General features: G+C 50.8%; 16 protein-coding genes. 10 read left to right on the top strand and 6 right to left on the bottom strand.

The window, feature by feature from the left end; translation table 11 throughout:
- Nucleotides 1-69 precede the first annotated feature (69 nt).
- A complete protein-coding gene (locus tag GWC94_RS12805; RefSeq protein ID WP_235918528.1) occupies nt 70-3,423 on the bottom strand; it encodes a hypothetical protein in 3,354 nt (1,117 codons plus the stop codon).
- 58 nt (nt 3,424-3,481) lie between these two features.
- On the opposite strand from GWC94_RS12805, the gene GWC94_RS12810 reads away from it, so the two are divergent.
- Nucleotides 3,482-4,120: an MBL fold metallo-hydrolase gene (locus tag GWC94_RS12810; protein WP_161835408.1), complete on the top strand. Its 639-nt coding sequence runs from the start codon at nt 3,482-3,484 to the stop codon at nt 4,118-4,120.
- Between the two features lie 99 nt (nt 4,121-4,219).
- Here the strand turns inward: GWC94_RS12810 and GWC94_RS12815 are convergent, their stop codons facing one another.
- Nucleotides 4,220-6,247 carry a hypothetical protein gene (locus tag GWC94_RS12815; RefSeq protein ID WP_161835409.1) on the bottom strand — a complete coding sequence of 676 codons (2,028 nt, stop codon included), beginning with the start codon at nt 6,245-6,247 and terminating at the stop codon, nt 4,220-4,222.
- A gap of 266 nt (nt 6,248-6,513) precedes the next feature.
- Here GWC94_RS12815 and GWC94_RS12820 point away from each other — a divergent pair, with 266 nt between their 5' ends.
- From GWC94_RS12820 to galE, 5 genes are all read left to right on the top strand, one after another.
- Nucleotides 6,514-7,194 carry a response regulator gene (locus tag GWC94_RS12820; protein WP_161835410.1) on the top strand — a complete coding sequence of 227 codons (681 nt, stop codon included), beginning with the start codon at nt 6,514-6,516 and terminating at the stop codon, nt 7,192-7,194.
- A gap of 65 nt (nt 7,195-7,259) precedes the next feature.
- Complete coding sequence (locus GWC94_RS12825; protein ID WP_235918529.1) at nt 7,260-8,351, top strand: sensor histidine kinase; 1,092 nt, start codon at nt 7,260-7,262, stop codon at nt 8,349-8,351.
- Nucleotides 8,352-8,799: 448 nt separating this feature from the next.
- Nucleotides 8,800-9,417, top strand: coding sequence for a DUF47 domain-containing protein (locus GWC94_RS12830; RefSeq protein WP_235918530.1), 618 nt, complete (start codon nt 8,800-8,802; stop codon nt 9,415-9,417).
- Nucleotides 9,418-9,468: 51 nt separating this feature from the next.
- A complete protein-coding gene (locus GWC94_RS12835) occupies nt 9,469-10,512 on the top strand; it encodes an inorganic phosphate transporter (protein WP_161835412.1) in 1,044 nt (347 codons plus the stop codon).
- Nucleotides 10,513-10,581: 69 nt separating this feature from the next.
- Nucleotides 10,582-11,622: a UDP-glucose 4-epimerase GalE gene (gene galE, locus GWC94_RS12840; protein WP_161835413.1), complete on the top strand. Its 1,041-nt coding sequence runs from the start codon at nt 10,582-10,584 to the stop codon at nt 11,620-11,622.
- A gap of 46 nt (nt 11,623-11,668) precedes the next feature.
- On the opposite strand, the gene GWC94_RS12845 is transcribed toward galE, so the two are convergent.
- Nucleotides 11,669-12,367, bottom strand: coding sequence for a hypothetical protein (locus GWC94_RS12845; protein ID WP_161835414.1), 699 nt, complete (start codon nt 12,365-12,367; stop codon nt 11,669-11,671).
- A gap of 42 nt (nt 12,368-12,409) precedes the next feature.
- Complete coding sequence (gene prfA / locus GWC94_RS12850; RefSeq protein ID WP_235918531.1) at nt 12,410-13,495, bottom strand: peptide chain release factor 1; 1,086 nt, start codon at nt 13,493-13,495, stop codon at nt 12,410-12,412.
- Between the two features lie 130 nt (nt 13,496-13,625).
- Between prfA and GWC94_RS12855 the strand changes: the two genes are divergently transcribed.
- From GWC94_RS12855 to GWC94_RS12865, 3 genes are all read left to right on the top strand, one after another.
- Nucleotides 13,626-15,188 carry an N-acyl-D-amino-acid deacylase family protein gene (locus GWC94_RS12855; protein WP_161835415.1) on the top strand — a complete coding sequence of 521 codons (1,563 nt, stop codon included), beginning with the start codon at nt 13,626-13,628 and terminating at the stop codon, nt 15,186-15,188.
- A 62-nt stretch (nt 15,189-15,250) separates the two neighbouring features.
- Entirely contained in the window at nt 15,251-16,423 is a 1,173-nt protein-coding gene (locus tag GWC94_RS12860) for a dipeptidase (RefSeq protein ID WP_161835416.1), read from the top strand.
- Between the two features lie 6 nt (nt 16,424-16,429).
- On the top strand, nt 16,430-18,679 hold the full coding sequence (locus GWC94_RS12865) for a penicillin acylase family protein (protein ID WP_161835417.1): 2,250 nt from the start codon (nt 16,430-16,432) through the stop codon (nt 18,677-18,679).
- Nucleotides 18,680-18,969: 290 nt separating this feature from the next.
- On the opposite strand, the gene GWC94_RS12870 is transcribed toward GWC94_RS12865, so the two are convergent.
- Entirely contained in the window at nt 18,970-21,369 is a 2,400-nt protein-coding gene (locus tag GWC94_RS12870) for a zinc-dependent metalloprotease (protein WP_161835418.1), read from the bottom strand.
- Nucleotides 21,370-21,386: 17 nt separating this feature from the next.
- On the opposite strand from GWC94_RS12870, the gene GWC94_RS12875 reads away from it, so the two are divergent.
- On the top strand, nt 21,387-22,091 hold the full coding sequence (locus GWC94_RS12875) for a hypothetical protein (protein WP_161835419.1): 705 nt from the start codon (nt 21,387-21,389) through the stop codon (nt 22,089-22,091).
- A 62-nt stretch (nt 22,092-22,153) separates the two neighbouring features.
- Here the strand turns inward: GWC94_RS12875 and GWC94_RS12880 are convergent, their stop codons facing one another.
- A complete protein-coding gene (locus tag GWC94_RS12880) occupies nt 22,154-22,993 on the bottom strand; it encodes an alpha/beta hydrolase (protein ID WP_161835420.1) in 840 nt (279 codons plus the stop codon).
- Nucleotides 22,994-23,039 lie beyond the last annotated feature (46 nt).

Here is a 23,039-nt window from a genome sequence, read left to right on the forward strand (position 1 = left end):
GAAAATGAGAGGACGGCTGTATGGTTAGCTGTTGTATAACAGGATAGCCATGCAGCCATTAAACATTTTTTAGAAATCAAATCCCATGGCAAAATACCATACCGGGCTGCCTTTGAATACGCCTTTCATGGGCCAGCCGGCATCCAGCTTCATAAAATAACCCAGCAGGGTGCTGCGTACACCAAAACCATAGCCCCCGGCAAAAGGACCCAGACCGCCGGCATCCAGCCTTACCACCACGGGGGTGCCTGCCTGCTGGTAAATAACACTGGGTCGCTTGATGCCATTGTATTTACCGTTCCATGCGGTACCCAGGTCTACAAACTGCACCAGCTGAAAATTGCGGAGGAAGGCGTTGTTGATAGGCCTGTTAAGCAGCGTGGAGAATACCGGAAAACGGAATTCGCTGTTGATCACAAACGCATTGTTACCATTGGCCACATTCTGGTTATAACCCCGCATGTTGACCGCGAGCGACTGAAACGCATAACTCTGGTCCGCGGCCGGCGGGTTGTTGTTGAATTTCGGACTGATCCATCCGTCAACGCCACCCAGGTAATAGATCAGTTTTTTATCTCCCCATGAGAAATCCGCAGCTGCACGTCCTGCCCAGATAAAGTTGCGGTAGATCTTATGATAGTAACGTCCGTCAAAGCCAAAGTTATAGGTTGCCTTACCGCCGGCGGTGGTGGGCATGTTCATATCCAGGTATACCTTATAGCGAAGACCCACCCATATATTCTGCGTAGGATTGATGGTATTGTCGTGCACGTACTCAAAACGCGTGAGCATATACTTGCTCAGCGTATCGGGGAATTTCAGTGCATTGGGATCGGGTATTCCTGTACTGTTGTCGTAAGAGCGGAGTACGCCCCTGTCTGTACGGAACCCTACCGTGGCCCGCAGGCTTTTTACCTCGTTCAGCGGATAGCTTACATTGGCCTGGTACAGGTTGGTGTACAGCATGGTATTGTAAGGCGTATTGAAAAAATTGCTCACATTGCTCCGGTAATAGGTAAGTCCCCAATCGAGCCGTTTGCGGTAGTTCTGGAAGGTGAAGAAGATGTCTTTATCGCTCAGGTCTGTTCCCAGTCTTACACCGCCCACGAATTTCACATCTTCCATCAGGTCGCTCACGCCCACACGGAAAGTGAAGTTGAAATCGTTTCCGTTATTGAGCTGTATCGGGCCCGAACCGCCGCCGTAAGGCTGGTAGCGGTTGATCAGTATGTTATTGGTAAAGCCGGCCAGCACATAATCCGAATTAAACTTCAGCCGGTAATCGAATAAGCGGGATCTCGATAAGATGGAGGAGGGTGTATTCGGCAACGCGCTGTTGCTGTTCTTTCTTATGGCCGTATCGGGTTTTTCGTCTGCGAATTCGTTCTGGAAAAAGTCGTTCGCTTTTTTGGCGGTATCGGCAGCGGCTTTGTTGTATACGATGGCTTTGCCGCCCACGGTGCGCTGTTCCTGGTTCAGCTGCCGTATGTATTCTGTTGGTCTTGCATTCACGTTACGGCGGACCAGGGCGATGGAATCTACCTTGAGTTTGTACACAAACTTGAAGTCTCCCTCCTTTCTTACCTCGCTCACCTGCCCGTTGTTGCCTGCGATACGTGTTTCGAGCAGGGAACTCTGGTAATTGGTGATGGGAAAGGTATACGTGGAGTCTTTGTATACCTGGAAATAACCGGTGCTGTCGGGCTCCTGTTTCTGCCATGCCCGCAGCGTGGAATCAAATTCTTTTGGCGATGGGTTACGCAGCAATTCATCACCGATATAGTACAGTGTGTCCAGACCGTTGCGCTGTGTTGCAAAGAACCCCGCCCACCGGTTGCCGATGCCATTTGCATCGGATACATAGGTAAAATGGTTGGTATTGTACTGCATCGGGTAACGCGCGTTGCCGGCCTTTACATTCGTGAGCTGCGCCAGCTGTTTTTCCTTGCTGTCGTTCAGCACATCCACCATGTAAATATTGAAAGGGTGTTTTCCCGGCAATACCGTATCGGCATTCGGCGCCAGGGGGGCCGGCCGGTTGGAAGAGAATATAATACCCACCCTGTTGGGAAATGCAACGAACGAGGGGTCCAGATCATCGTAAACATCGTTGGTGATCTGTGTGGCTTTCTGCTGCTCTATCTTATAGGTGTAGATATCCGAATGCCCGTTCTTTACAGCACTCAGCACAAGGGTATTGGCATCCAGCATAAATGACGCGTCAAGCACCTGGTCAAAATCGGGTATCTCCTGTTTGAAACGTTTGTATTTGGCAAGCGCATCGTATACGAACATCTTCACTTTGCCGTTTTCCCAGTACATCACCAGCAGGCGGGTGCCTTTGCCGTCCCATGCAAGAATGGGGTAATTGGGATTGATATCACCCTGGTTGGTGCGCACGCCGATCTTCAGCAAAGTTCTTGCATCGTAAAAATTCTCCATCAGTTTTACGGCATACTGTCCTTTCTTAAACTCCACCACGGCATAGGTGTTGCTGCGGAAGTTGGGATTGGCCTGGAAACGGAAATAATCGTTTTTCGATACATCTTCCGAAACCACCATCTGCCCCTTGGGCTGGTTGCGGCGCTGGCGGATATCCTTTGCATACAATTCCTGCTCGTACTGCATAAAATCGCTCAGCACTTCCTTGTATTTGCGTTTGCATACCCGCAAACAGGCATTGTTCAGGTTCTTGTAGATGCGTGCCAGGTACAGCAGGTAGGTTACATTGTCTTTACGGTATTTATCCGCAATGTATTTCCAGAAAGCATGACCTGCGAGCACCGGTTTTTCAAAGGCGAACTGGTAAAAAGAGTTGTACCTGCCGCCCAGCATGGCGCTTTTCAGTTCATCGTCTTTTTCGGTGCTCCAGGGCTGGGCCGCATAGGCAACATAACCGTCTACCAGCCATTTGGGAAGATCAAGCAATGCCTGGTTGCTGGCAAACTCGCCGATATCGTCCCCAAACAGCATATTATCCGTCAGCACACGCGCAATGCCTTCGCGGATCAACCGCTTCAGGTGTTCGTGGTTGCCGTCGAAATATACCACCAGTTTGTTATTGACCAGTTTGGTAAGTCCGCCCGCATTCTGCCAATCCGAGCCAAGGCCGATATTGCTGCTCTTATAATCGTTGTAATCGTTGTACACCACGATATTGGCCCGGCGCTGCAATGAATATTCGGTGAACAACTCGATGGATTTCAGCTCTTCCTCTGCTGTCTGCGCCACAAATTTGCCCAGTTCCACACCGCCCTGGGCGATATAGGTGTTAAAATTGGGTGACTGGTAGAATTTCCAGTTGAATTTTTTATGCTGGATACGGTTCTTTCCGAATTCCACGGAATTCACCTGAGCCATGGTGAGAAAAGGAAAAGCGATCAAAGTAAAAACAGTCCAAAGGGTGATTCTATTCACTTGCATATCCGAACTTTGTGTTTTTAAAATTAGTCAATTACCGCTAAAGCGTCCAAAAATACCCATGCTTACCGTCAAGGCATTTACCTTCAGTCCCATCCAGGAAAACACTTATGTGCTGTACAACGAGCATAACAAAGCTATTATAATTGATCCCGGCTGTTACTTCAGCGCTGAACAGGAAACGTTAAAAAAGTTTATAGAAGATACGCAGCTGGAACCCGTAAGGTTGCTGAACACCCACTGCCACCTGGATCATGTTTTCGGCAACAAATGGGTATACGATACCTGGGGGCTGCAACCCAATATCCACAGGGACGAACTGCCCATGCTGAAACTGGCGCCGGCTTCGGGCGAGAAATGGGGGTTGCCTTTCCGGAATTACGAGGGAGAAGTGCAATACCTCGAAGCGGGTGATTCCATCCTGCTGGGTGCGGATGTACTGACGGTGATCCTTGCGCCCGGTCATTCACCGGCCAGTCTTTGTTTTTACTGCGCCGGCCAGCAGTTCCTGATCGGCGGCGATGTGCTTTTCCGCGAAAGCATCGGCCGCACCGATCTTCCCGGCGGCAACCACGAGACCCTGTTAAACAGTATCCGTACGCAGCTTTTCGTACTTCCCGATGAGATAACGGTATACCCCGGTCATGGTATGCCTACCACCATAGGGTACGAGAAAAGGAATAACCCTTTTCTGACTTAGGGAATGACTGTTTGCCGAAGGGTGAAAACGGTTGGCCAGAGGCCAAGTAACCATTCAACCCCCAATCCTTTCAAAAGATTCACCTCATTTCACCCTGCATCACTGCGCATTGTTATACGCCGTAATAAAGATGGCGCCGAGGTTTTTATAAGGAGGAACATAGTCGTCGAATTTCTCTTCTATGCCGCCGTTGAATTTGCCGCCAAGGGTTCGCCAGATGGCCGGCCAGTTCAGGTCTTTTCCCTGGCGCAGCTGCTCTGTCATCAGGTTGATCAGCCCCTGGTTGATGATACCCGCCCCTACCTGTTTGGAAGAAATGATATGGGCGCCCGGACAGATCTCCAGCACTTTGTTCAGCATCTGGTAACCGCCGCAGCTTCCCACCAGCACCACTTTACCCGAAGACGGCAGCTTGGAGATGGTTGAATTAAGGTAATAACTGTGTCCCCGATGGATCACAACCGTTGGTTCCAGGCCTTTGTCTTCCAGATAGGCAATCAGTTTATCCTGCGATTCCGCATCGAGATCCTGTTTCTCATCCAGCGGCAGGTTGGAATAGATGGTTACCGGTGCGCCTTTTACCGACTGCACCTCCACCCATTGCGGTTTTCTGGTGATACGCCAGTTGGCATTGCGGAACTGCGCCAGGAAGGCATCGTAGTAGGTACGGCCGTCCTTATCGCCATAAAAGAACTGCTGAACGATGATCCGCTTCGAAGTGTCGCGCAGCAGCTGGTTCGGCATAATATAGATCGGGTTGATGCCAAGCTGCGCCGCCACATCGATGTGATTGGACGAATCCATCGATAGGAAAATGGTATTGAGCAGGTTATAGATAACGGTGCCCCGTTTGTTCTTTTTCTGCTGGTTCTCTGCCAGTTTGATCTGCACCTGGTCGAGGATGAGTTTACGGAGATCCTTGTTATAGATACTGCCGTACGAATCGGCCACATCCACCGCATCTTCCAGGGTGCGGGTATTCTCCAGACCGCTCACAAAACCCTTCATGTAGGTCTGCGAGGTGGACTTGTCCATCTTGTCGAGAAAATTATCCAGCGTATTATACGCGGCGCACATCTTCAGGAATTTCTTGTAATAGTCGTTGTGCACCAGCTGCAGCAGGGTATCCGATCTGGACTTGCCCAGCCTGCTGATGATACGCGGGTATACGCCGCTTACAAAACTCGAAGTGTAGATTTCCTCCTCGCCCAGCACCGCTACATAGTACAGTTCTTCGGGTGATAACCCTTCCAGTTTTTTGAACCGGACATTGAGATTGCTTACATCGTGCAGGGCATTGATCTCGTTGATATAAAGCTCGATGGCTTTTGTGTGCAATTTATTCACCAGTGCCTTTGCGGCCATCGGCGTATCGCCGTTCTGCATACGTTTTGCGTAGCCGATACGGGTTTTAACAAGCAGTGCATAGTATTCGCTCGAATCCTTTTCCAGTTTGGGTGTGATGGAATCCATGCTGATCTTGCCATTGTAGATATCGTCGAGGAAAGGAAAATACATCCGCCCCGTTTTCAGCTGCGACATTTTTACGATGGTTTTCACCAGGGGGTGGTTGATCGAGTGAATGCGTTTGCCCAAAGCGCTGTGGCTGTCGCTTGCATAGTTGTACAGCTCCTCCTGGTCGCGGAAGGCAGCCAGTATGAGCAGGCTGTCTGCATAGCGGTTATCGGGGTATTTTTTCAAAATCCGCATCAGGTTTTCCGGATCGCGCTGGCAGGCTTTGAGCACCAGTATGTCTTTGCCGGGGACTATGCCCTGGTTTCCCTGCAGGGCGTAGTTGTCTACCAGAATCTGGCCAACTTCCATCGGGTTATCCCTGACAACGCCCAGAATGGAACGGCCGTTGATATCGAGCCGCATGGCATCGTCGTAGGCCTTTACCAGGTTGGATAACAGGCTTCCGCTGATCACTTTTGCGCGGTAACCCGAAATAAAGCTGGTGAGCATTTCGTTGATGCCCCGCAGCCATTTGAATTTGCCGTTATTGTCCAGCACGGTATTGATCTCCACGCCGGCCCGCATATTATTGACCAGGATCCTTACCGCCCGGTTAATGGAGCGGTTCAGCGTATCGCTTTTTGTGATCGGAAATTTGGATATGGTAGTCAACGAGTTAACTATCGACTCATGATGCAGTTGACGTATTGCCGGGATAGCCGGCACCGGGATCTCACGTTGCCCGAAAGAAATACAGACCATCAATGAGGCTGCTACAAATAGGGTAATTTTCTTCATTCGCATAACTTCATACAAAAATACTGCCACCGGCGTTAAGATGCATTTCCGGACGTTTTTGCAGTTAACAATAACATAATAAGCGTATTTCCCCGTTTTGCGGCCTGCACAAATTAATTTTGTGTAAACATAACGTTAACATGGAAGGAAAGGCAAAGAAGATTCTGATTGCTGACGACGAACCGGATATTTTAGAGATCATTAGCTACAACCTCGGCAAAGAGGGTTACGATGTTTACACGGCAAAAGACGGCAACGAAGCCATAGAAAGGGCCAGGATACTGCAGCCGGAGCTTATCATACTCGATATCATGATGCCGCGCAAAACCGGTGTGGAAGTATGCCAGATACTGCGCAGCCAGCCTTCTTTCCAGGATACCCTTATCATCTTCCTCACCGCCCTGAACGACGAAGCTTCGGAGATCAAAGGCCTCGAAACCGGCGCCGATGATTATGTAAGCAAACCCATCAGTCCCAAAGTGCTCGTAAGCCGCGTAAACGCCCTGTTCCGCAGGGTCAACAGCAAGGAAACGGGCAAAACCATCGAGATCGGCAATATCACCATCGACCCGGTGAAATTCCTGGTAACCATCGACGGCAACGAGCTGGTACTCGCCAAAAAAGAATTTGAACTGCTGTACCTGCTTGCCTCCCGCCCCGGGCGCGTATTCCTGCGCAACGAGATCCTTTCACAGGTTTGGGGTAACGATGTGATCGTTGGCGACCGCACCATCGACGTGCATATCCGTAAAGTGCGCCAGAAGCTGGGCGTGGACTGCATCACCACCGTAAAAGGTGTGGGTTATAAGTTCGAGCTGTAGGCATGGGGTAAGACCCACGCACCGGCATCATGAACGGCCGGAATATTGGCGGTTACCGGATAATTTTGCCTTTCGTACTTTGTACCCGTAAATCGCAGTCTGCACGCATGTTTACCACCAAGAATTTCTCACCGCAGCAATTATCGGCATTTACGGCGCTGATCCTATCCGTGCCGGTGGCGCTGGGCATCTGGGTGCTGCGGATGGACTGGCTGATAGCCCTGGTATCGCTGGGCGTGGTCTTCTGCGGCTCTTACCTGCTGATTCGTTTTGTGCTGGAATCGTTTATCTACCGTAAGATCAAACTGATCTATAAATTCATTTACCAGACCAAGGCCACCAAGCGCGAGGAGACCTATTACAAATACATACTGCCGCAAAAAGGCATCGACGAAGTACGCGCCGATGTGGAGCAGTGGGCGGAACAACGCAGCGCGGAGATCGAAAAACTGAAGACCAACGAAGCCTACCGCAAAGAGTTTCTGCAGAACCTGGCGCATGAGTTCAAGACCCCGATTTTTGCGATACAGGGTTATGTGGATACGCTGCTGGGCGGCGCCATGGACAACCCCGAAGTGCGCAAACGTTTCCTGGAGAACGCCGCCAGAAATGTGGACCGTATGGTGAACCTGGTATCGGACCTGGACGAGATCACCCGGCTTGAAAGCGGCCAGCAGCCCCTGTACAAAGTGAATTTTGTGATACAGGACCTGATCCGCGAGATCTATGAAACGCTTTCCATCAAAACAAGCGCAAAGAATATCCGCTGCAGCATCAAAAAAGGATGCGAATACCCCATCACCGTATTTGCAGACAAAGAAAAGATCCGGCAGGTGCTGAATAATCTTTTTGAAAACGCCACCAAGTACGGAAAGGAGGGCGGCACCATTGTTACCAGTATCTACAAAACGGATGGCCGCCATGTACTGATCGAGATCAGCGACGATGGCATCGGTATCTCGGAAGAGCATCTGCCAAGGATATTCGAACGTTTCTACCGAACCGACCGCGGACGCAGCCGCAATGTGGGCGGTACGGGACTGGGACTGGCCATCTGCAAACATATCATAGAAGCCCACGAACAAACGGTTCATGTACGCAGCAAGCCCGATGTGGGCACCACCATAGGGTTTACGCTGGATGCCAGGAAGGACTAAGGGTAAAAGTCAGAACTGAAAAATCAAAATCAAAAAATGAATCGCGGGTAGTGAGTGCAGAATTGCCGACCTGCAAATTGGCCATCGAACACAAACAATATTACAGATTTATCATATACAACCGGCTGCCGGTTCACTGTTCACCCACTCCTTTCACTTTCTCTTTTGAATTAAAAAAGACTGCCCCGATAGACATCAGGGCAGGCACATGAGAAAATTATTCAATTGCTATGTTCTTGCCCTGCAAAGGTGTTGCGGCAATGTTACCCAGATATGAAGCCAATGCAACGAAACTGTTATGAAATAGGTTTCTGCAAATACAAAAAAGCCTCCAAAACCTATATTACCAAATCATTAATTATTGCTGTGCCGGGTTCTTACCGAAGCATAAGCCTATTTTTGCCAAAACAAAAAAGCTATGGGTATTAACAACTTTGGTCGATTGTTCATGCCAAAGAACAAGGTTTTTTATGAATTGTTTGAGGACGTAGCGGAAAAAGTGAACGAGATGGGCGTGAAGCTCAAAGAAATGGTAAGCGAGCCCGACCACAACAAAAGGGCCGCGATCCTTGCCCAGATAGAAGACCTCGAACACAAGAACGACGATAATACCCATAAGATCTTTACAGAGCTCGGCCGCAACTTCATCACACCTTTTGACCGCGAAGACATACACTACCTTGCCACGGCCCTCGATGATATCTGCGATTACGCATACGCCTCCGCCAAAAAAATCAACTTCTACAATGTAAACCCCAACGATACGGGCATCCAGAAAATGGCCGACCTGATACTGCAGGGCACTGCGGAGATCAAGAAAGCGGTGATGGGGCTTCGTGATATGAAGAACCTGCGCGAAATGACCGAGGCGATGGTAAAAGTGAACAGCATCGAAAACCAGGCCGACGATGTATTTGATATGAGCATCGAAATGCTTTTCCAGCAGGAGAACGATTTCAAGGAAGTGATCAAGAAAAGAGAGATCTACCAGGTGATGGAGATCGTAACCGATAAATGCGAAGATGCGGCCAATGTGATCGAATCCATCATCATCAAGTACGCGTAACGTTCGTACTTCGCAACCCGCAGTTCGCACTCAATATTCAACCCTGTTTGCATGTTCACTTTACTAATAGTCATCATCGTTCTGGCATTCATCTTCGACTACATCAATGGTTTTCATGATGCGGCGAATTCCATTGCAACGATCGTTTCTACCAAAGTGCTTACGCCTTTCCAGGCAGTGCTCTGGGCTGCCTTCTTCAACTTTGCAGCCTTTTTCATCGCCAAATTCGTTTTCAAGGAATTCGGCATCGGCAATACGGTTGCCAAATGGGTGAACGCTGAGTTTATTACGCTCGAAGTGATTCTGGCGGGTATTATTGCCGCCATCATCTGGAACCTGATTACCTGGTGGTTCGGCATTCCCTCCAGCTCCTCGCATACACTGATGGGCGGCTTTGTGGGAGCGGCAGTTGCGCACGCCGGTTCGCTCAGCGATCATGGCAGCAACGTGATCAACTATGCAAAAGTGATTCCCACTTTTCTCTTCATTTTCTTTGCGCCCCTGATCGGCATGATCATCGCATTCTTGATAACCATCCTTATCGTGCACCTGTGCAAACGGGCCAACCCTTACCGCGCAGAGAACTGGTTCAAACGTTTACAGCTGGTGTCTTCCGCGGCGTTCAGTCTCGGGCACGGCAGTAACGATTCCCAGAAAGTGATGGGCATCATCGGCGCAGCCATCATTTACTACGAAGGCACCAAGGGAAACCATATGGATTTTAACCAGTTTGTTGCGCGGTACGACTGGGTTCCGGTAACCAGCTTCCTCGCCATCGGTCTCGGTACCATGAGCGGCGGCTGGAAGATCGTTAAGACCATGGGCACGCGCATCACCAAGGTAACCCCGCTGGAAGGTGTGGCCGCCGAAACAGCCGGCGCCATGACACTGTTCCTTACCGAGCATTTCAAAATACCCGTATCCACCACGCATACCATCACCGGTTCCATCATCGGCGTAGGCGCCACCAAGCGTTTGAGCGCGGTGCGCTGGGGTGTAACGGTAAACCTGTTATGGGCATGGATACTCACGATTCCCATCTCGGGTATTCTTGCGGCCGTTGTGTATTTTATACTCAAACTCTTCGTAAAATAATCTTCCGGTTTCACTGATTCCTGTGCCGCAGCTTTAGTTACTTGCTGATTTTGGGCTTATTTTGCAGGTATGAAAAAAGTACTGGTTACCGGCGGCTGCGGCTTTATCGGTTCGCATACCATCGTGGATCTGATCGAAAACGGGTTCGAGGTGATCTCGGCAGACGATAACTCGCGCTCTTCTGCCTATCCCCTGCTGGGCATAGAACAGATCACAGGTAAGAAGGTAAAGAACTACCAGGTTGACCTGAAGAATTTCGACGAAACCCTGGCCGTTTTCCAGGAGAATCCGGATATCGTTGGCGTGATCCATTTTGCCGCGTACAAAGCAGTGGGTGAATCGGTGGAAAAACCGCTGCTGTACTACGAGAATAACCTGTTTGGCCTGGTGAACCTGCTGAAATGCGTGCAGGAATTTTCGGTGCCGCATTTTGTTTTTTCTTCGTCCTGCACCGTATACGGCAACCCCGATGCCCTGCCTGTGGTAGAAACTTCCCCCATCAAAAAAGCAGAGTCGCCCTACGGCGCCACCAAGCAGATGGGTGAAGAGATCATCCGGAATTTTTCGGGCAGCGCACAAACCAGCTCCATACTGCTGCGTTATTTTAATCCCGTAGGCGCCCATCCAACGGCCATTATCGGCGAGCAGCCGCTGGGCAAACCACAGAACCTGGTACCCGCCATCACCCAAACGGCGATCGGTAAAATACCCAGGCTGGTGGTACATGGAAACGACTATCCCACCCGCGACGGCAGCTGTATACGCGACTATATTCATGTCTGCGATATTGCCAGCGCGCATACGCTTGCATTGCTGTACCTGATCGATCAAAGGAATGCATCGGCATGCGATGTGTTTAACCTGGGCACGGGCAACGGCGTAAGCGTGCTCGAAGCCATCCATGCTTTTGAAAAAGTAAGCGGCGTACAACTCAATTACGAGATCGGCCCGCGCCGGTCGGGTGATGTGGTTGCCGTTTATGCCAATAACGAGTTTGCCGTAAAAGGACTTAACTGGCAGATCAGGTACGATCTTGACGATATGATGCGCACGGCATGGAACTGGGAACTCAAGATCAGGAAAGCGGAAGAAGCGGTTAAAAGCAATTAGCGGCGGGAACAGACATTCACACTGCAACCTGCTACATGCCCGTGCATTATTTTACAAGACCGTTGTAATAGGCAAACAGTTTTTTCAGGTCTTCTTCTTTTTTCAGCCTGAGGTTTCGCGCAGAGATAAATTTGCTGACCTCCTGTTGCTTTTCCGAAAAAATTCTCGGTGTGGTTTCGTTGCCTTTGCCAAGAGACATCATTCCTTTTTCGGCATTATAAGCATAATAAACAGCAACCTCGCTGAACCTGCGTACAATGGGGCCGCCCCCATAAGCCGGTTTAACGTCTTCGTAGCTGATTTTACGGTATTTCAGTAACTGTATGGTGCCGGTGTCCAGCACTTCGTAGTAGTTGCCGGTGGTTTGTTTGTCGATATCGGGATAGCCACTCCTGAAAACAACGGTGCTCCCGGTATTGCCGCAGTCATGAAACCTGATGTAATCAATGGGTGTGAGCGCTTCCATCTCGCTGTCGCCGATTTTATAGATCAGCCGGCTCTCGCCGAGATTGAGTTTTACCCTGATATTCCGATAGCTTTTACCTCTGGCAACGGCAAGATCGGCGTAACAATATTCCTCATTGAAATAAGGCGTTCCCTCCGCGGTGTAAGCCGTTCTCAGGTAAAGCGGGTTGCCGGATACATCCTGCAGAAAACTGTTGTTTTCACTCATGTAGGCCAGCTGGGCCCGGACGCAGGTCAGGGAAAGCAGGAAACAGATAGAAACAGCTACCAGGTATTTCATCGTATATGTCTGTTCCTACAAGATACAAATTAAACCGGATCGCTATTGGCTGGTCAGCATTTTCTCGGCGTTCTCCGCCACCTGCAGCGCTTCGATGAACTCGTCTATTTCGCCACCCACCACGGCATCGAGGTTATAGGAGGTAAGACCGATGCGGTGGTCTGTTACCCGCCCCTGCGGCCAGTTATAGGTTCTGATCTTGGCGCTTCTGTCGCCGGTGCTCACCAAAGTTTTCCGCCTGCTGGCGATCTCTTCCTCCTGTTTGCGAACCTGCTCCTCATAAAGCCTTGTGCGAAGCATTACCATCGCTTTTTCGCGGTTGCCGAGCTGTGAGCGCTCTGTCTGGCACACCACCGTAACACCGGTGGGTATATGCGTAAGGAATACCTTGGTCTCCACTTTGTTTACGTTCTGTCCGCCCGCACCGCCGCTTCGGGCCGTTTCCATTTTTACATCGCTTTCCTTCAGTTCAAAGTCAACTTCCTCCGCCTCGGGCATAACGGCAACCGTGGCGGCCGAGGTATGTACGCGGCCCTGCGTTTCGGTTGCGGGCACACGCTGTACGCGGTGAACGCCGCTCTCGAATTTGAGTGTTCCGTATACATCTTCGCCCGTTACTTCCACCACCACTTCCTTGTATCCGCCCACGGTGCCTTCGCTTTCGCTCACAACGGCTGTTTTCCAGCCTTTGCGTGCGCAGTAACGCAGGTACATGCCAAGCAGATCGCCGGCAAACAAACTGGCTTCATCGCCGCCCGTACCGGCGCGTATTTCAAGGATGGCATTCTTATCGTCCTGCGGGTCTTTGGGTATCAGCAGTTTGGTCAGTTCACTCTCCAGTATCGTTTTCCGCTCTTCCAGTGCAGGCAGTTCCATCTTGGCCAGTTCGCGCATATCCTCATCGGTGCCATGCTGCGCCTCCTTGGCGAATTCGTAATCGCCCATCACTTTTTTATACTCCTCGTAGGGCCGTACGATCTTCTCCAGCTGCCTGTATTCCTTGCTGTAGGCACCAAACTCCTTCTGTTTATTGATGATTTCGGGATTGGTCAGTGCAATACCCACCTGGTCAAACCTTGCTTTTATCGCGTCAAGCTTATCGAGCATATCGATTTTTTGAGGATGCAAAATTACGGTTTTCCAGGGTTTTCAACGGGTTTCCCCTCACCCTGTCTCACCATGTATATACCGAAGAAGGCCATTTAGTTAGGCCGGATTAGTTTGTTGAAGTATCTTGATGATCCATAAACTGCCCGCTATGCGTTTGCTGTATGCCGCTGTTTTTTTGCTTGTATCCTCTGCCGGTACCCGGGCCCAGACAGCCGATGTACTGATCCGCAACGGTAAAATACTGGACGGAACAGGCAACAGCTGGGTATATGGCGACATTGCCGTTAAAAACGGGAAGATCGCCGCCACGGGCAGGCTTGACAAATGGACCGCCACCAGGACCATCGATGCCGCCGGTCTGTTTGTTGCGCCGGGTTTTATCGATGTGCACACGCATATCGAGGACGATGAAAAAAGAAACCCCACCGCCGATAATTTTATTTACGATGGCGTAACCACCGTCATTACCGGCAACTGCGGCTCCTCGCGTGTTGATCTCGGCGCTTATTTTTCGATGCTCGACAGCCTGAAGACTTCCGTTAATATCGCATCGCTGATCGGTCATAACGATGTGCGCAAAGCGGTAATGGGCACCGCCAACCGCGATCCCGATGAACAGGAACTGCAGAAAATGGAAGCCATCGTTGAAAAGGCCATGAAAGACGGCGCGGTCGGGTTTTCCACCGGGCTGATCTATATACCGGGCACCTATTCCAAAACAGCGGAAGTGGTGCGGCTGGCAAAAGCCGCCGCCAGGCATGGCGTATACGCCAGTCATATGCGCGACGAAGGCGACAGCGTCACGCAGGCCATTGAAGAAGCCCTGCACATCGGCCGCGAAGCAAACATGCCGGTGGAGATATCGCATTTTAAACTAAGCGGTCAGCAGAACTGGGGACGCAGCAGGGAAATCCTTCCCATGATCATCCGGGCAAGAGCGGAAGGTCTTGATGTAACGATAGATCAGTATCCCTATACCGCAAGCAGCACCTCGCTGAGCACGCTGCTGCCCGACTGGGTATTATCAGACGGCCAGGACTCAATCAAGGCAAGACTGGCCAGGCCCGAAGTGCGCAGACAGGTCAGCAACTATATGCTGAGACGTTTGCAGAAAAGAAGGCTGAAACATTTCAGTTACCCGGTGGTGGCCAGCTTTAGGGCAGACTCTGCACTGAACGGTAAGAGCATAGAGGAAGTTAACCTTATCAGGGGAAGAAAACACAAAGCCAGGGAAGAGGCCGAAACGATCATACAGATGATGGAACAGGGCGGGGCCGGCATGGTATTTCATGGCATGAGCGACCAGGATGTAAAGAACATCATGCAGTACCCCTTCAATATGTTTGCCAGCGATGCCAGTATCCGCGTTTTCAATTCCGGCAATCCGCACCCGAGGGGTTATGGCACCAATGCCAGGGTGCTGGCCAAATATGTTCGTGAAGAAAAAGTATTGTCGCTTGAAGAAGCCATCCGCAGAATGACGTCCCTGCCCGCGCAGAAATTCCGCCTGGAACACCGGGGACTGCTTCGCGAAGGGTTTGCAGCGGACATTGTTGTGTTTGATGCAGCTAAAGTGACGGACCTGTCGACCTATGATCGTCCGCACCAGTATTCCACCGGCTTCCGCTATGTACTGGTAAACGGGAAAATAACGGTTGACCAGGAGAAGCATACCGGAACCCGGGCGGGAGAAGTGATTAGGGGGGAATGAGGACGGGAGACTGAGTTGACGTGAGTTATCTGCAGTTGGTGGGAGTTGGGAAAAATGGGGATATGTATAAAACAATATTTGTTCTGTTTATGCTTGGGGGGCGTGTGCTGGCACAGGATGCCGGGAAGCTGCACGGAAGGGCCATTGTTGTGGATTCGCATAACGATATTCTGACGGCCTGTATGGAAAAACACCTGAGCATGGACAAAGACCTGCGGGGAAAAACCCAATCCGATCTTGCGCGTTTTAAACAGGGCGGTGTGGACCTGCAGTTTTTTTCGATCTGGTGCGATGGCAATAAAGCCGATCCTTTTGCCTGGGCAAACAGGGAAATGGATACACTGTATGCGGTGGCTGAGCGCAACCACGATAAACTGCTTATCGTAAAAAACCCGGCGCAGCTACAGGAGGCCATCAGGCTGAAGCGGGTGGCGGCCATGTTCGGCGTGGAGGGCGGGCATATGATCGAGAACGATGTGCATAAGCTGGAGCAGTTATACGAACGCGGCATGCGCTACCTCACACTTACCTGGAACAATTCCAATGCATGGGCCACTTCGGCAATGGATGAAACAAACAAAGCGGACAGTCTTGGTAAAACACACAAAGGACTCACCGATGCCGGCAAACAGATCATCAGGCGTATGAACGAGCTGGGTGTAATGGTGGATGTTTCGCATGTTGGCGAACAGACTTTCCGGGATGCGCTGGCGGTAACCACCAAACCCGTTATCGCCTCGCACAGCAATGCGTACAGTCTCTGCCCTGTTTTCCGCAACCTGAAAGACGACCAGATCCGCGCCATAGGCAGAAACGGCGGCGTGATACAATTGAATTTTTATTCCGGTTTTGTGGACAGCAGTTTCAAAACCAAGGAACGCGCATTTGTTGCAAGGCACAGGACCGAGATAGATTCGCTCACAAAAACAGGTATGCAATACGAGTATGCGGTTACCACCATTTCGGATACATATTCTTCGGAAGTGACGGCAGCAAGACCACCGATGGGTATGTTGCTGGACCATCTCGATTATATCGTACAACTGGCGGGTGTTGACCATGTTGGGCTGGGCTCCGATTTTGACGGCATCAATTCCTCACCGCAGCAGCTGGACGATGTTACTTCCTACCCACTGATCACAAAAGCCCTGCTGGAACGCGGCTACAGCAAACGCGATGTGAAAAAGATCATGGGCGGCAATTTTCTGCGTGTACTCAAAGCCAATCAACCCTGATTTACCATGAAACAACCGTCTTGTTCTCTGCCTCTGTCGGTCCCGCTTTTTTTCCGTGCCGGTATTCTGCGGAACGTAGTGATTGCGCTGCCCATTCTGTTAGGTGCGTTTGCATCGGGCGCCCAGCCGTTCTCTCCGCAGGAGATCGCCAGATGGAAAAAGCAGGCCCGCCAGATTACCATCATCCGGGATAACTGGGGCATTCCGCATATTTACGGCAAGACCGATGCCGACGCCGTATTTGGTTTGCTGTATGCGCAATGTGAAGATGATTTTAAGCGGGTGGAGATGAACTATATTGAAAAACTGGGCAGGACAGCAGAGGTAAAAGGCGAGTCTGAACTGTATAACGACCTGCTCATACGGATGGTCATCGATTCGAGCGAAGCGATAAAAGATTACCGGAACAGTCCGGGCTGGTTAAGAAAGCTGATGGACGCCTATGCAGACGGTATCAACTACTATCTCCATACCCATCCCGCCACCAAACCCGCGCTGCTGAAACGTTTTCAGCCATGGTATGCACTTCTGTGGACAGACGGCAGCATCGGCGCCATCGATGTGGCGGGCATCAGCGTAAACGAACTGCGCAGTTTTTATGGCACTGCCCCGGGTATCACCGCTTTAACAAAACCGGTCGAGTTTGATCCTTTACCCGGCGGCTCAAACGGATTTGCGATCGCCCCGGCCAGAACGGCATCGGGCAACGCCATCCTGTATATCAACCCGCATGTTACTTTTTATTTCCGTCCCGAAGTGGCAGTACAGAGCGAGGAAGGGTTGCATGCCTACGGCGCCGTGACCTGGGGCCAGTTTTTTGTGTACCAGGGATTCAATGAACACTGCGGCTGGATGCATACCTCGAGTTACAGCGATGTGGCGGATGCATACAGCGAGAAAGTGATACAGAAAAACGGCGCTTTTTTTTATGAATACGATAAGCAGCTGAAACCCGTTAGACAAAAAACAATAACAGTAAAATATCTTTCCAACGGTCGGCTGGTATCCAAAGACATTACCACCTATTACACGCATCATGGACCGGTTATGGCCAAACGCAACGGGCAATGGATATCTGTCAGGGCAAACAACAGGGATATCAAAGGTTTGATACAATCCTGGCAGCGAACCAAGGCCACCAGCCTGGAAGCGTTCACCAAAACCATGGAACTGCTCGCAAATACCTCCAACAATACGGTATACGCAGACGATAAAGGCAATATCGGTTACTGGCACGGCAACTTTATGCCAAAACGGGATCCGAAACTGAACTGGACAAAACCTGTTGACGGCAGCACCAGCGCCACCGAATGGAAGGGCCTGCACTCACTGAAAGAGTTGATACAGGTGCATAATCCATCATCGGGCTGGATACAGAACTGCAACTCCACTCCCTTTACCGTTTCGGGAAGCAGCAGTCCGAAGAAAGGAGATTTCCCTGTGTATATGGCCCCTGCCGGGGAGAATTTCCGTGGCGTGAATGCCGCTAAACTGCTCGCAGAAAACAAGGGCTATACGATCGATAAAACAATTCACACAGGCTATGATACCCATCTGGCCGCATTTGATGTACTGGTGCCCGCATTGCTGAAAGCATACGAAACGAATACAACCGATACAGCCTACCGGTTGCTGGCCGAACCGATAAAAACGCTTGCCGCCTGGGACAGGAACAGCGCGGAAAATTCCATTGCCACCACATTGGCTGTTGAATGGGGACAAAAGATTTGGCCATTGGCACAACGCAGTAACGGCGATAACGATAACGCCGACCAGGTTGAAAAAACACAGCGTTTTGCCGCCTCGGCAAATGCGCAAACCCTGCTGCAGCCGTTGCTTGCCACCATCGATGAGCTTTCGAAAAAAATGGGCTCCTGGCAGATACCCTGGGGTGCTATCAACCGGTACCAGCGTTTGAGTGGAGATCTTACGGAAAAATTTGACGACGCAGAACCCAGCATATCCTGCGGTTTTGCCGCTTCCACCTGGGGATGCCTGCCATCGTTTGTAAGCCGTACCTATGCAGGAACCAATAAACGGTATGGATATAACGGCAACAGTTTTATCTGCGCGGTTGAATTCGGCAAAAAAATAAAGGCGAAATCATTGCTTGCGGGCGGAGAAAGCGGGGATATTACTTCCAAACATTTTGGCGACCAGGCAGAGATGTATACAAAAGGACGGTTTAAGGATGTATTGTTTTATAAAGAAGATGTGGTGAAACATGCGGAGAGAACCTATCATCCCGGGGAGTGAGTATGCCGGATCTGCGGATCGGCATACCTGATAGGTGACGTTCCGTGCAGATGGGGAAGACAGAGACACGGACTCAACACAGAGGCACGGAGGTACAGAGGAACACGGAGAAAAATCTCTGTGCAACGCTGTATCTCCGTGACTCTGTGTTAAAAAACGCTCAACCCTGTGGCAAATACGCTATTTCGCCACCTGCAGCCGGAGGGTTTTACGAAGTGAGGTGTGAGAGGACAGAGACACGGGTCAACACAGAGGCACAGAGATACAGAGGAACACGGAGGGAGAACCTGCTACTCGAAGTCGCAGCCGATGGGTGCGCCGGGTGGAATTTCTTTGTGTTGCGGCTGGGGTATGTCTGTGGGTTTATCTATTCTTTCTATGGCATAAGTATAATGGGCGCGGTTGCTGGCGGTCATTTGCTTTGCATATTGTTTTAGCGACTGCAGCCTGTCGAAACAGATGGATTTGACAATATAATTCGCGTTATCGTTCTGGCTAAGACTTAACAGGGCCGTCAGTACCATCTGCTGCGTTTGCAGCTGCACCTGTCCTTTCAGTCCTTTCTGTACCGGCGTTTTCCAGGTTTTGGCGATGATCGCATCCAGCACATCATCCCAGCCCTGCGTGCCTGCCTGGGCCTTGAATTGTGCAAGACGGTTAGCCCGTTCGGGATGGAACAGGAAATCCAGCTCGTATTCCGTCAGCGCTTCCGCCGCCGCCAGCGGGTCGAAGTTCATACCTGTTCTTTTGGGAAAGACTTCACCCACGGCATAGTACATGGGTGGGCGGGGCGGTATCAGCTGCATCATCTTATCGGGCATGGACAGGATTTCCGGCGACAGGCAATCGAGCGCAGCCTCCAGGGCTTTTGCCTGCACCTCTCTCGGGAGTACCTGCGGTGTTACCTGTTTATCGCCGCGCACGCTGTAGCTGTAATTCATTCCGCCGATCAGTTTACAAACTGCCTCCAGCTGGTAGCGGTGGTAATTGTATACGGGCACCAGCGCATCCTCCAGCCGGGATAAAGGCGTGTTTATGCGGATATTGTTCTCGGAGAACTGTGCCATCGCTTTCTGCCTTACCTGTAACACGCTTTTCAATTCATCCGCAGCATCTTTTCCGTTGTCCCAAAGGTGCGCATACGGGTGCAGACCGCCTGCCGCACGGGCATCGGCGTCTGCGATAAACAATAACCCGCGGCTGGTATTCTCTTCGAGAATGGTTTTGAGTGCATCCGCTTCATTGGTGTCGGGTGCAAAATCGGCATAACCATAGGTAATGGCGCGTTTATCCCAGTCACCGATCTCGTTGGTATACACTTTCGAAAAATCGATCTCACCTTTTGCATTGATGAATACATTCGGGTGCGGGTAGTCCATCACCGAAGCCATATTATTATGACTGGATGCATAATTGTGCTGCAACCCAAGGGTATGACCCACTTCATGCGCCGCCAGCTGACGCAGCCGCTGCAGCGCGGCGTTGCGCATGGTTTCAGTAACAGGCTTGCCGGTTTCATAAGGCGCCAGCAGACCGGTAAAAATGAGGTAGTCCTGGCGCACCCGCAAAGAACCAAGTGTAACCTGTCCTTTGATGATCTCTCCAGTTCTCGGGTCGGTAACAGAAGCGCCATAGCTCCAGCCCCGGGTAGAACGGTGTACCCAGTTGATCATATTGTACCGGATATCCATCGCATCCGCCGTATCGGGTAATAGCTTTACGATAAAAGCGTCTTTATAGCCGGCCGCAGTAAATGCCTGGTTCCACCAGCGCGCACCGTCGAGCAGGGCAGAGCGGATGGGTTCGGGCGTGCCGTTATCGAGATAATACACAATGGGTTTTACGGGATCGCTGATGGCCGCCGACGGATCTTTTTTCTGCAGCCTGTGCCGCGCAATGAACATTTTCTCGATCGGGTCTGTAAACGGACTGCTGTAATCAAAATAAGATATGCCAAAGTAACCGCTGCGTATATCGTGCACCCGCGGTTTGTACTGGTTATCGGGTAACTGTACGAAAGAATGGTGCATGCGCACCGTGATGGCCTCGGCAGACGGCGTAACCGTGGTAACGAAACGTCCCGCATCGCTGCCGCCGGTAAAACTGATGGTGGCTTCTATCTCGGTGTTCAGCGGAAAATTCTTTGTGCCGGGGAGGTAGATGGCAGAACGCGGTTCGCTGAACACATAAGTGCCCTGGCGCATCAGGCGGATACGGTCAGCCACATTCTGGGCATCACGCACAAAGAAAGCAGTGGCATCCACCAGCACTTTATCGCCTTCGTCCTCATCCACAACAAAACTGCCAATGGTTGACTGCGCAAAGGATTCTTTCACAGCACGCTGTTCATTCCTGTCGTCTGAAACGGCGCGGTAGGCATAGTTAGACTGTACCAGCATCAGTTTCTTACCCACTTTATTGAAAGAAACGATCCTGGTACCGCCGATCAGCCCCCTGTCGAGGCCTATATCGTTCGATCCGAGTCCGGCGGGTAAAGAATTCACATACAGGAATTCCTTGTCGAACTTATCCACCTGCATCCACAGTTTACCGTTAACGGCGTCCCACCAGAAAGGGAAATAGCCGTCGAAGCGTTTCATGTTCTTTGTTTTTTCGGCGATTTTTGAACTGTTCTGGGAGAGCGCCGTCAGCGATAAAAGACAGATAAGCAAAACAGGAAGATAACGCATAGCAGTGGGTTGGTTCTGTGAAAATCGGGTTTACCGGCAAGAAAGATAACCCATTTTACAGATTGCCCGGTCAAAACAAAGGCCGCATTTCAGCCAAAAAAACGGGCATGCGCTGCCTGGTATATGGCAGAAGGTGCAAACAAAAAATCCCGCCAATGCTATTGGCGGGATTTTGTATGATGACCGTTTCAGGTTACATGAAAGGAGTTCCTTTGTTATCATCTGTTTCGGGAAGATCAGCCACCGGTGTAGGTTCGGGTGCTGAAGGTTCCGTCATAGGGGCCGGTGCGGGAGCGGGCGGCGGTGTTTTTTTAACCGGTGATTTTTTCTTCGGCGCGGCTTTCTTTGCTGCTTTTTTGGGAGCGGTCTTCTTTGGCGCGGCTTTTTTAGGTGCAGCTTTTTTCACGGCTTTCTTCGCCGCTTTTTTGGGCGTTGATTTTTTCTTCGGCGCAACTTTTTTCTTTGAAGCGGCTTTTTTCTTGGGTGCGGCTTTTTTCTTGGGTGCCGCTTTTTTCTTGGCAGCTTTCCTGACCGCTTTTTTAACGGCTGTTTTTTTCTTAGGGGCTGCTTTTTTCTTTGCGGCCTTTTTGACTGCTTTTTTTGCGGGGGATTTTTTTGCGGCTTTTTTTACTTTTTTGGGAGCCGCTTTCTTGGCTGTTTTCTTAGCGGCTTTCTTTTTACTTGCTTTTGCCATGATGGTATTAGTTTGTGTTGATCAATGATGGTATTGGAAAGTTAAAAAATTATTCCAACAAACCATTCTTTTTCAATTTTATTCCATCCGCTAAAAACCAAGCCGGCGAAGCCATTGCACGCAAAGGGTGGGCCACTGACTCAGCAAGGGATCTGCGGGAGCCATGCCGAAACCATGTCCCCCATGATCGTAGATATACATGGTGGCCGGCACTTTGTTCTTTTTTAACGCCGTATAAAAAGCGATGCTGTTCATAGGCGGAACGCCCTTGTCATCGTCTGAATGAACCAGGAACACCGGGGGCGTGGCGGCAGTTACCCTTGTTTCGGTGGAGAGGGCTTTTACCAGCGACTCATCAGGCGCGGGCCCGAGCAGCATATTGCGGCTGCCGCGGTGGGCAAAAGCCGTATCCATAGTAATCACCGGGTAGATCAGGATGGAGAAGGCGGGTCTTGTGGCTATCCGCAGCAGCGGGTCGGCTGCAGCAGGATCGCCCTCCTGCAGCAGGGTGGTTATCGTGGATGCCAGGTGCCCGCCGGCGGAAAACCCCATCACACCTGTTTTTGCCGGGTCTATATGAAACTCTCCGGCCCTCGACCGGATGATGCGCATGGCCCTTGTTACATCGTTATACTGGTCGGGGTAGCGGTGACCCTCCTGTTTGGCGTTATTGAGACGGTACCGCAGCACAAATGCATCGATCCCATTCTCATTAAAGAATTTCGCGGGAAGCACGCCTTCCTTGTCGAATGCAAGGTGAGAATACCCCCCACCCGGGCAGATCAGCACAGCGGTTTTTCCGGCGGCCGTGCCTGGTGCGGGGTAATAGTCCATGAACGGCGCCACGGTATCGAATCCCTTGTTCATTACGGCTTCTGAAGAGGGGTAAATGAAAATGCGCTGCTGCGCATCGCTGGGTAGTTGTGACATAAACAACAGGATAAAAAAAATGCTTCTCATGGTAAACGAAAATAGG

Source organism: Sediminibacterium soli, assembly GCF_009939225.1.
Classification (GTDB): domain Bacteria; phylum Bacteroidota; class Bacteroidia; order Chitinophagales; family Chitinophagaceae; genus Sediminibacterium; species Sediminibacterium soli.

Excerpts from the sequence above, each read along its gene's own strand:
- GWC94_RS12810 (WP_161835408.1), top strand. The coding sequence starts at position 3,482 with ATGCTTACCGTCAAGGCATTTACCTTCAGTCCCATCCAGGAAAACACT.
- GWC94_RS12820 (WP_161835410.1), top strand. The coding sequence starts at position 6,514 with ATGGAAGGAAAGGCAAAGAAGATTCTGATTGCTGACGACGAACCGGAT.
- GWC94_RS12830 (WP_235918530.1), top strand. The coding sequence starts at position 8,800 with ATGCCAAAGAACAAGGTTTTTTATGAATTGTTTGAGGACGTAGCGGAA.
- GWC94_RS12855 (WP_161835415.1), top strand. The coding sequence starts at position 13,626 with ATGCGTTTGCTGTATGCCGCTGTTTTTTTGCTTGTATCCTCTGCCGGT.
- GWC94_RS12845 (WP_161835414.1), bottom strand. The coding sequence starts at position 12,367 with ATGAAATACCTGGTAGCTGTTTCTATCTGTTTCCTGCTTTCCCTGACC.
- GWC94_RS12870 (WP_161835418.1), bottom strand. The coding sequence starts at position 21,369 with ATGCGTTATCTTCCTGTTTTGCTTATCTGTCTTTTATCGCTGACGGCG.
- GWC94_RS12805 (WP_235918528.1), bottom strand. The coding sequence starts at position 3,423 with ATGCAAGTGAATAGAATCACCCTTTGGACTGTTTTTACTTTGATCGCT.
- galE (WP_161835413.1), top strand. The coding sequence starts at position 10,582 with ATGAAAAAAGTACTGGTTACCGGCGGCTGCGGCTTTATCGGTTCGCAT.
- GWC94_RS12835 (WP_161835412.1), top strand. The coding sequence starts at position 9,469 with ATGTTCACTTTACTAATAGTCATCATCGTTCTGGCATTCATCTTCGAC.
- GWC94_RS12880 (WP_161835420.1), bottom strand. The coding sequence starts at position 22,993 with ATGTCACAACTACCCAGCGATGCGCAGCAGCGCATTTTCATTTACCCC.
- GWC94_RS12865 (WP_161835417.1), top strand. The coding sequence starts at position 16,430 with ATGAAACAACCGTCTTGTTCTCTGCCTCTGTCGGTCCCGCTTTTTTTC.
- GWC94_RS12860 (WP_161835416.1), top strand. The coding sequence starts at position 15,251 with ATGTATAAAACAATATTTGTTCTGTTTATGCTTGGGGGGCGTGTGCTG.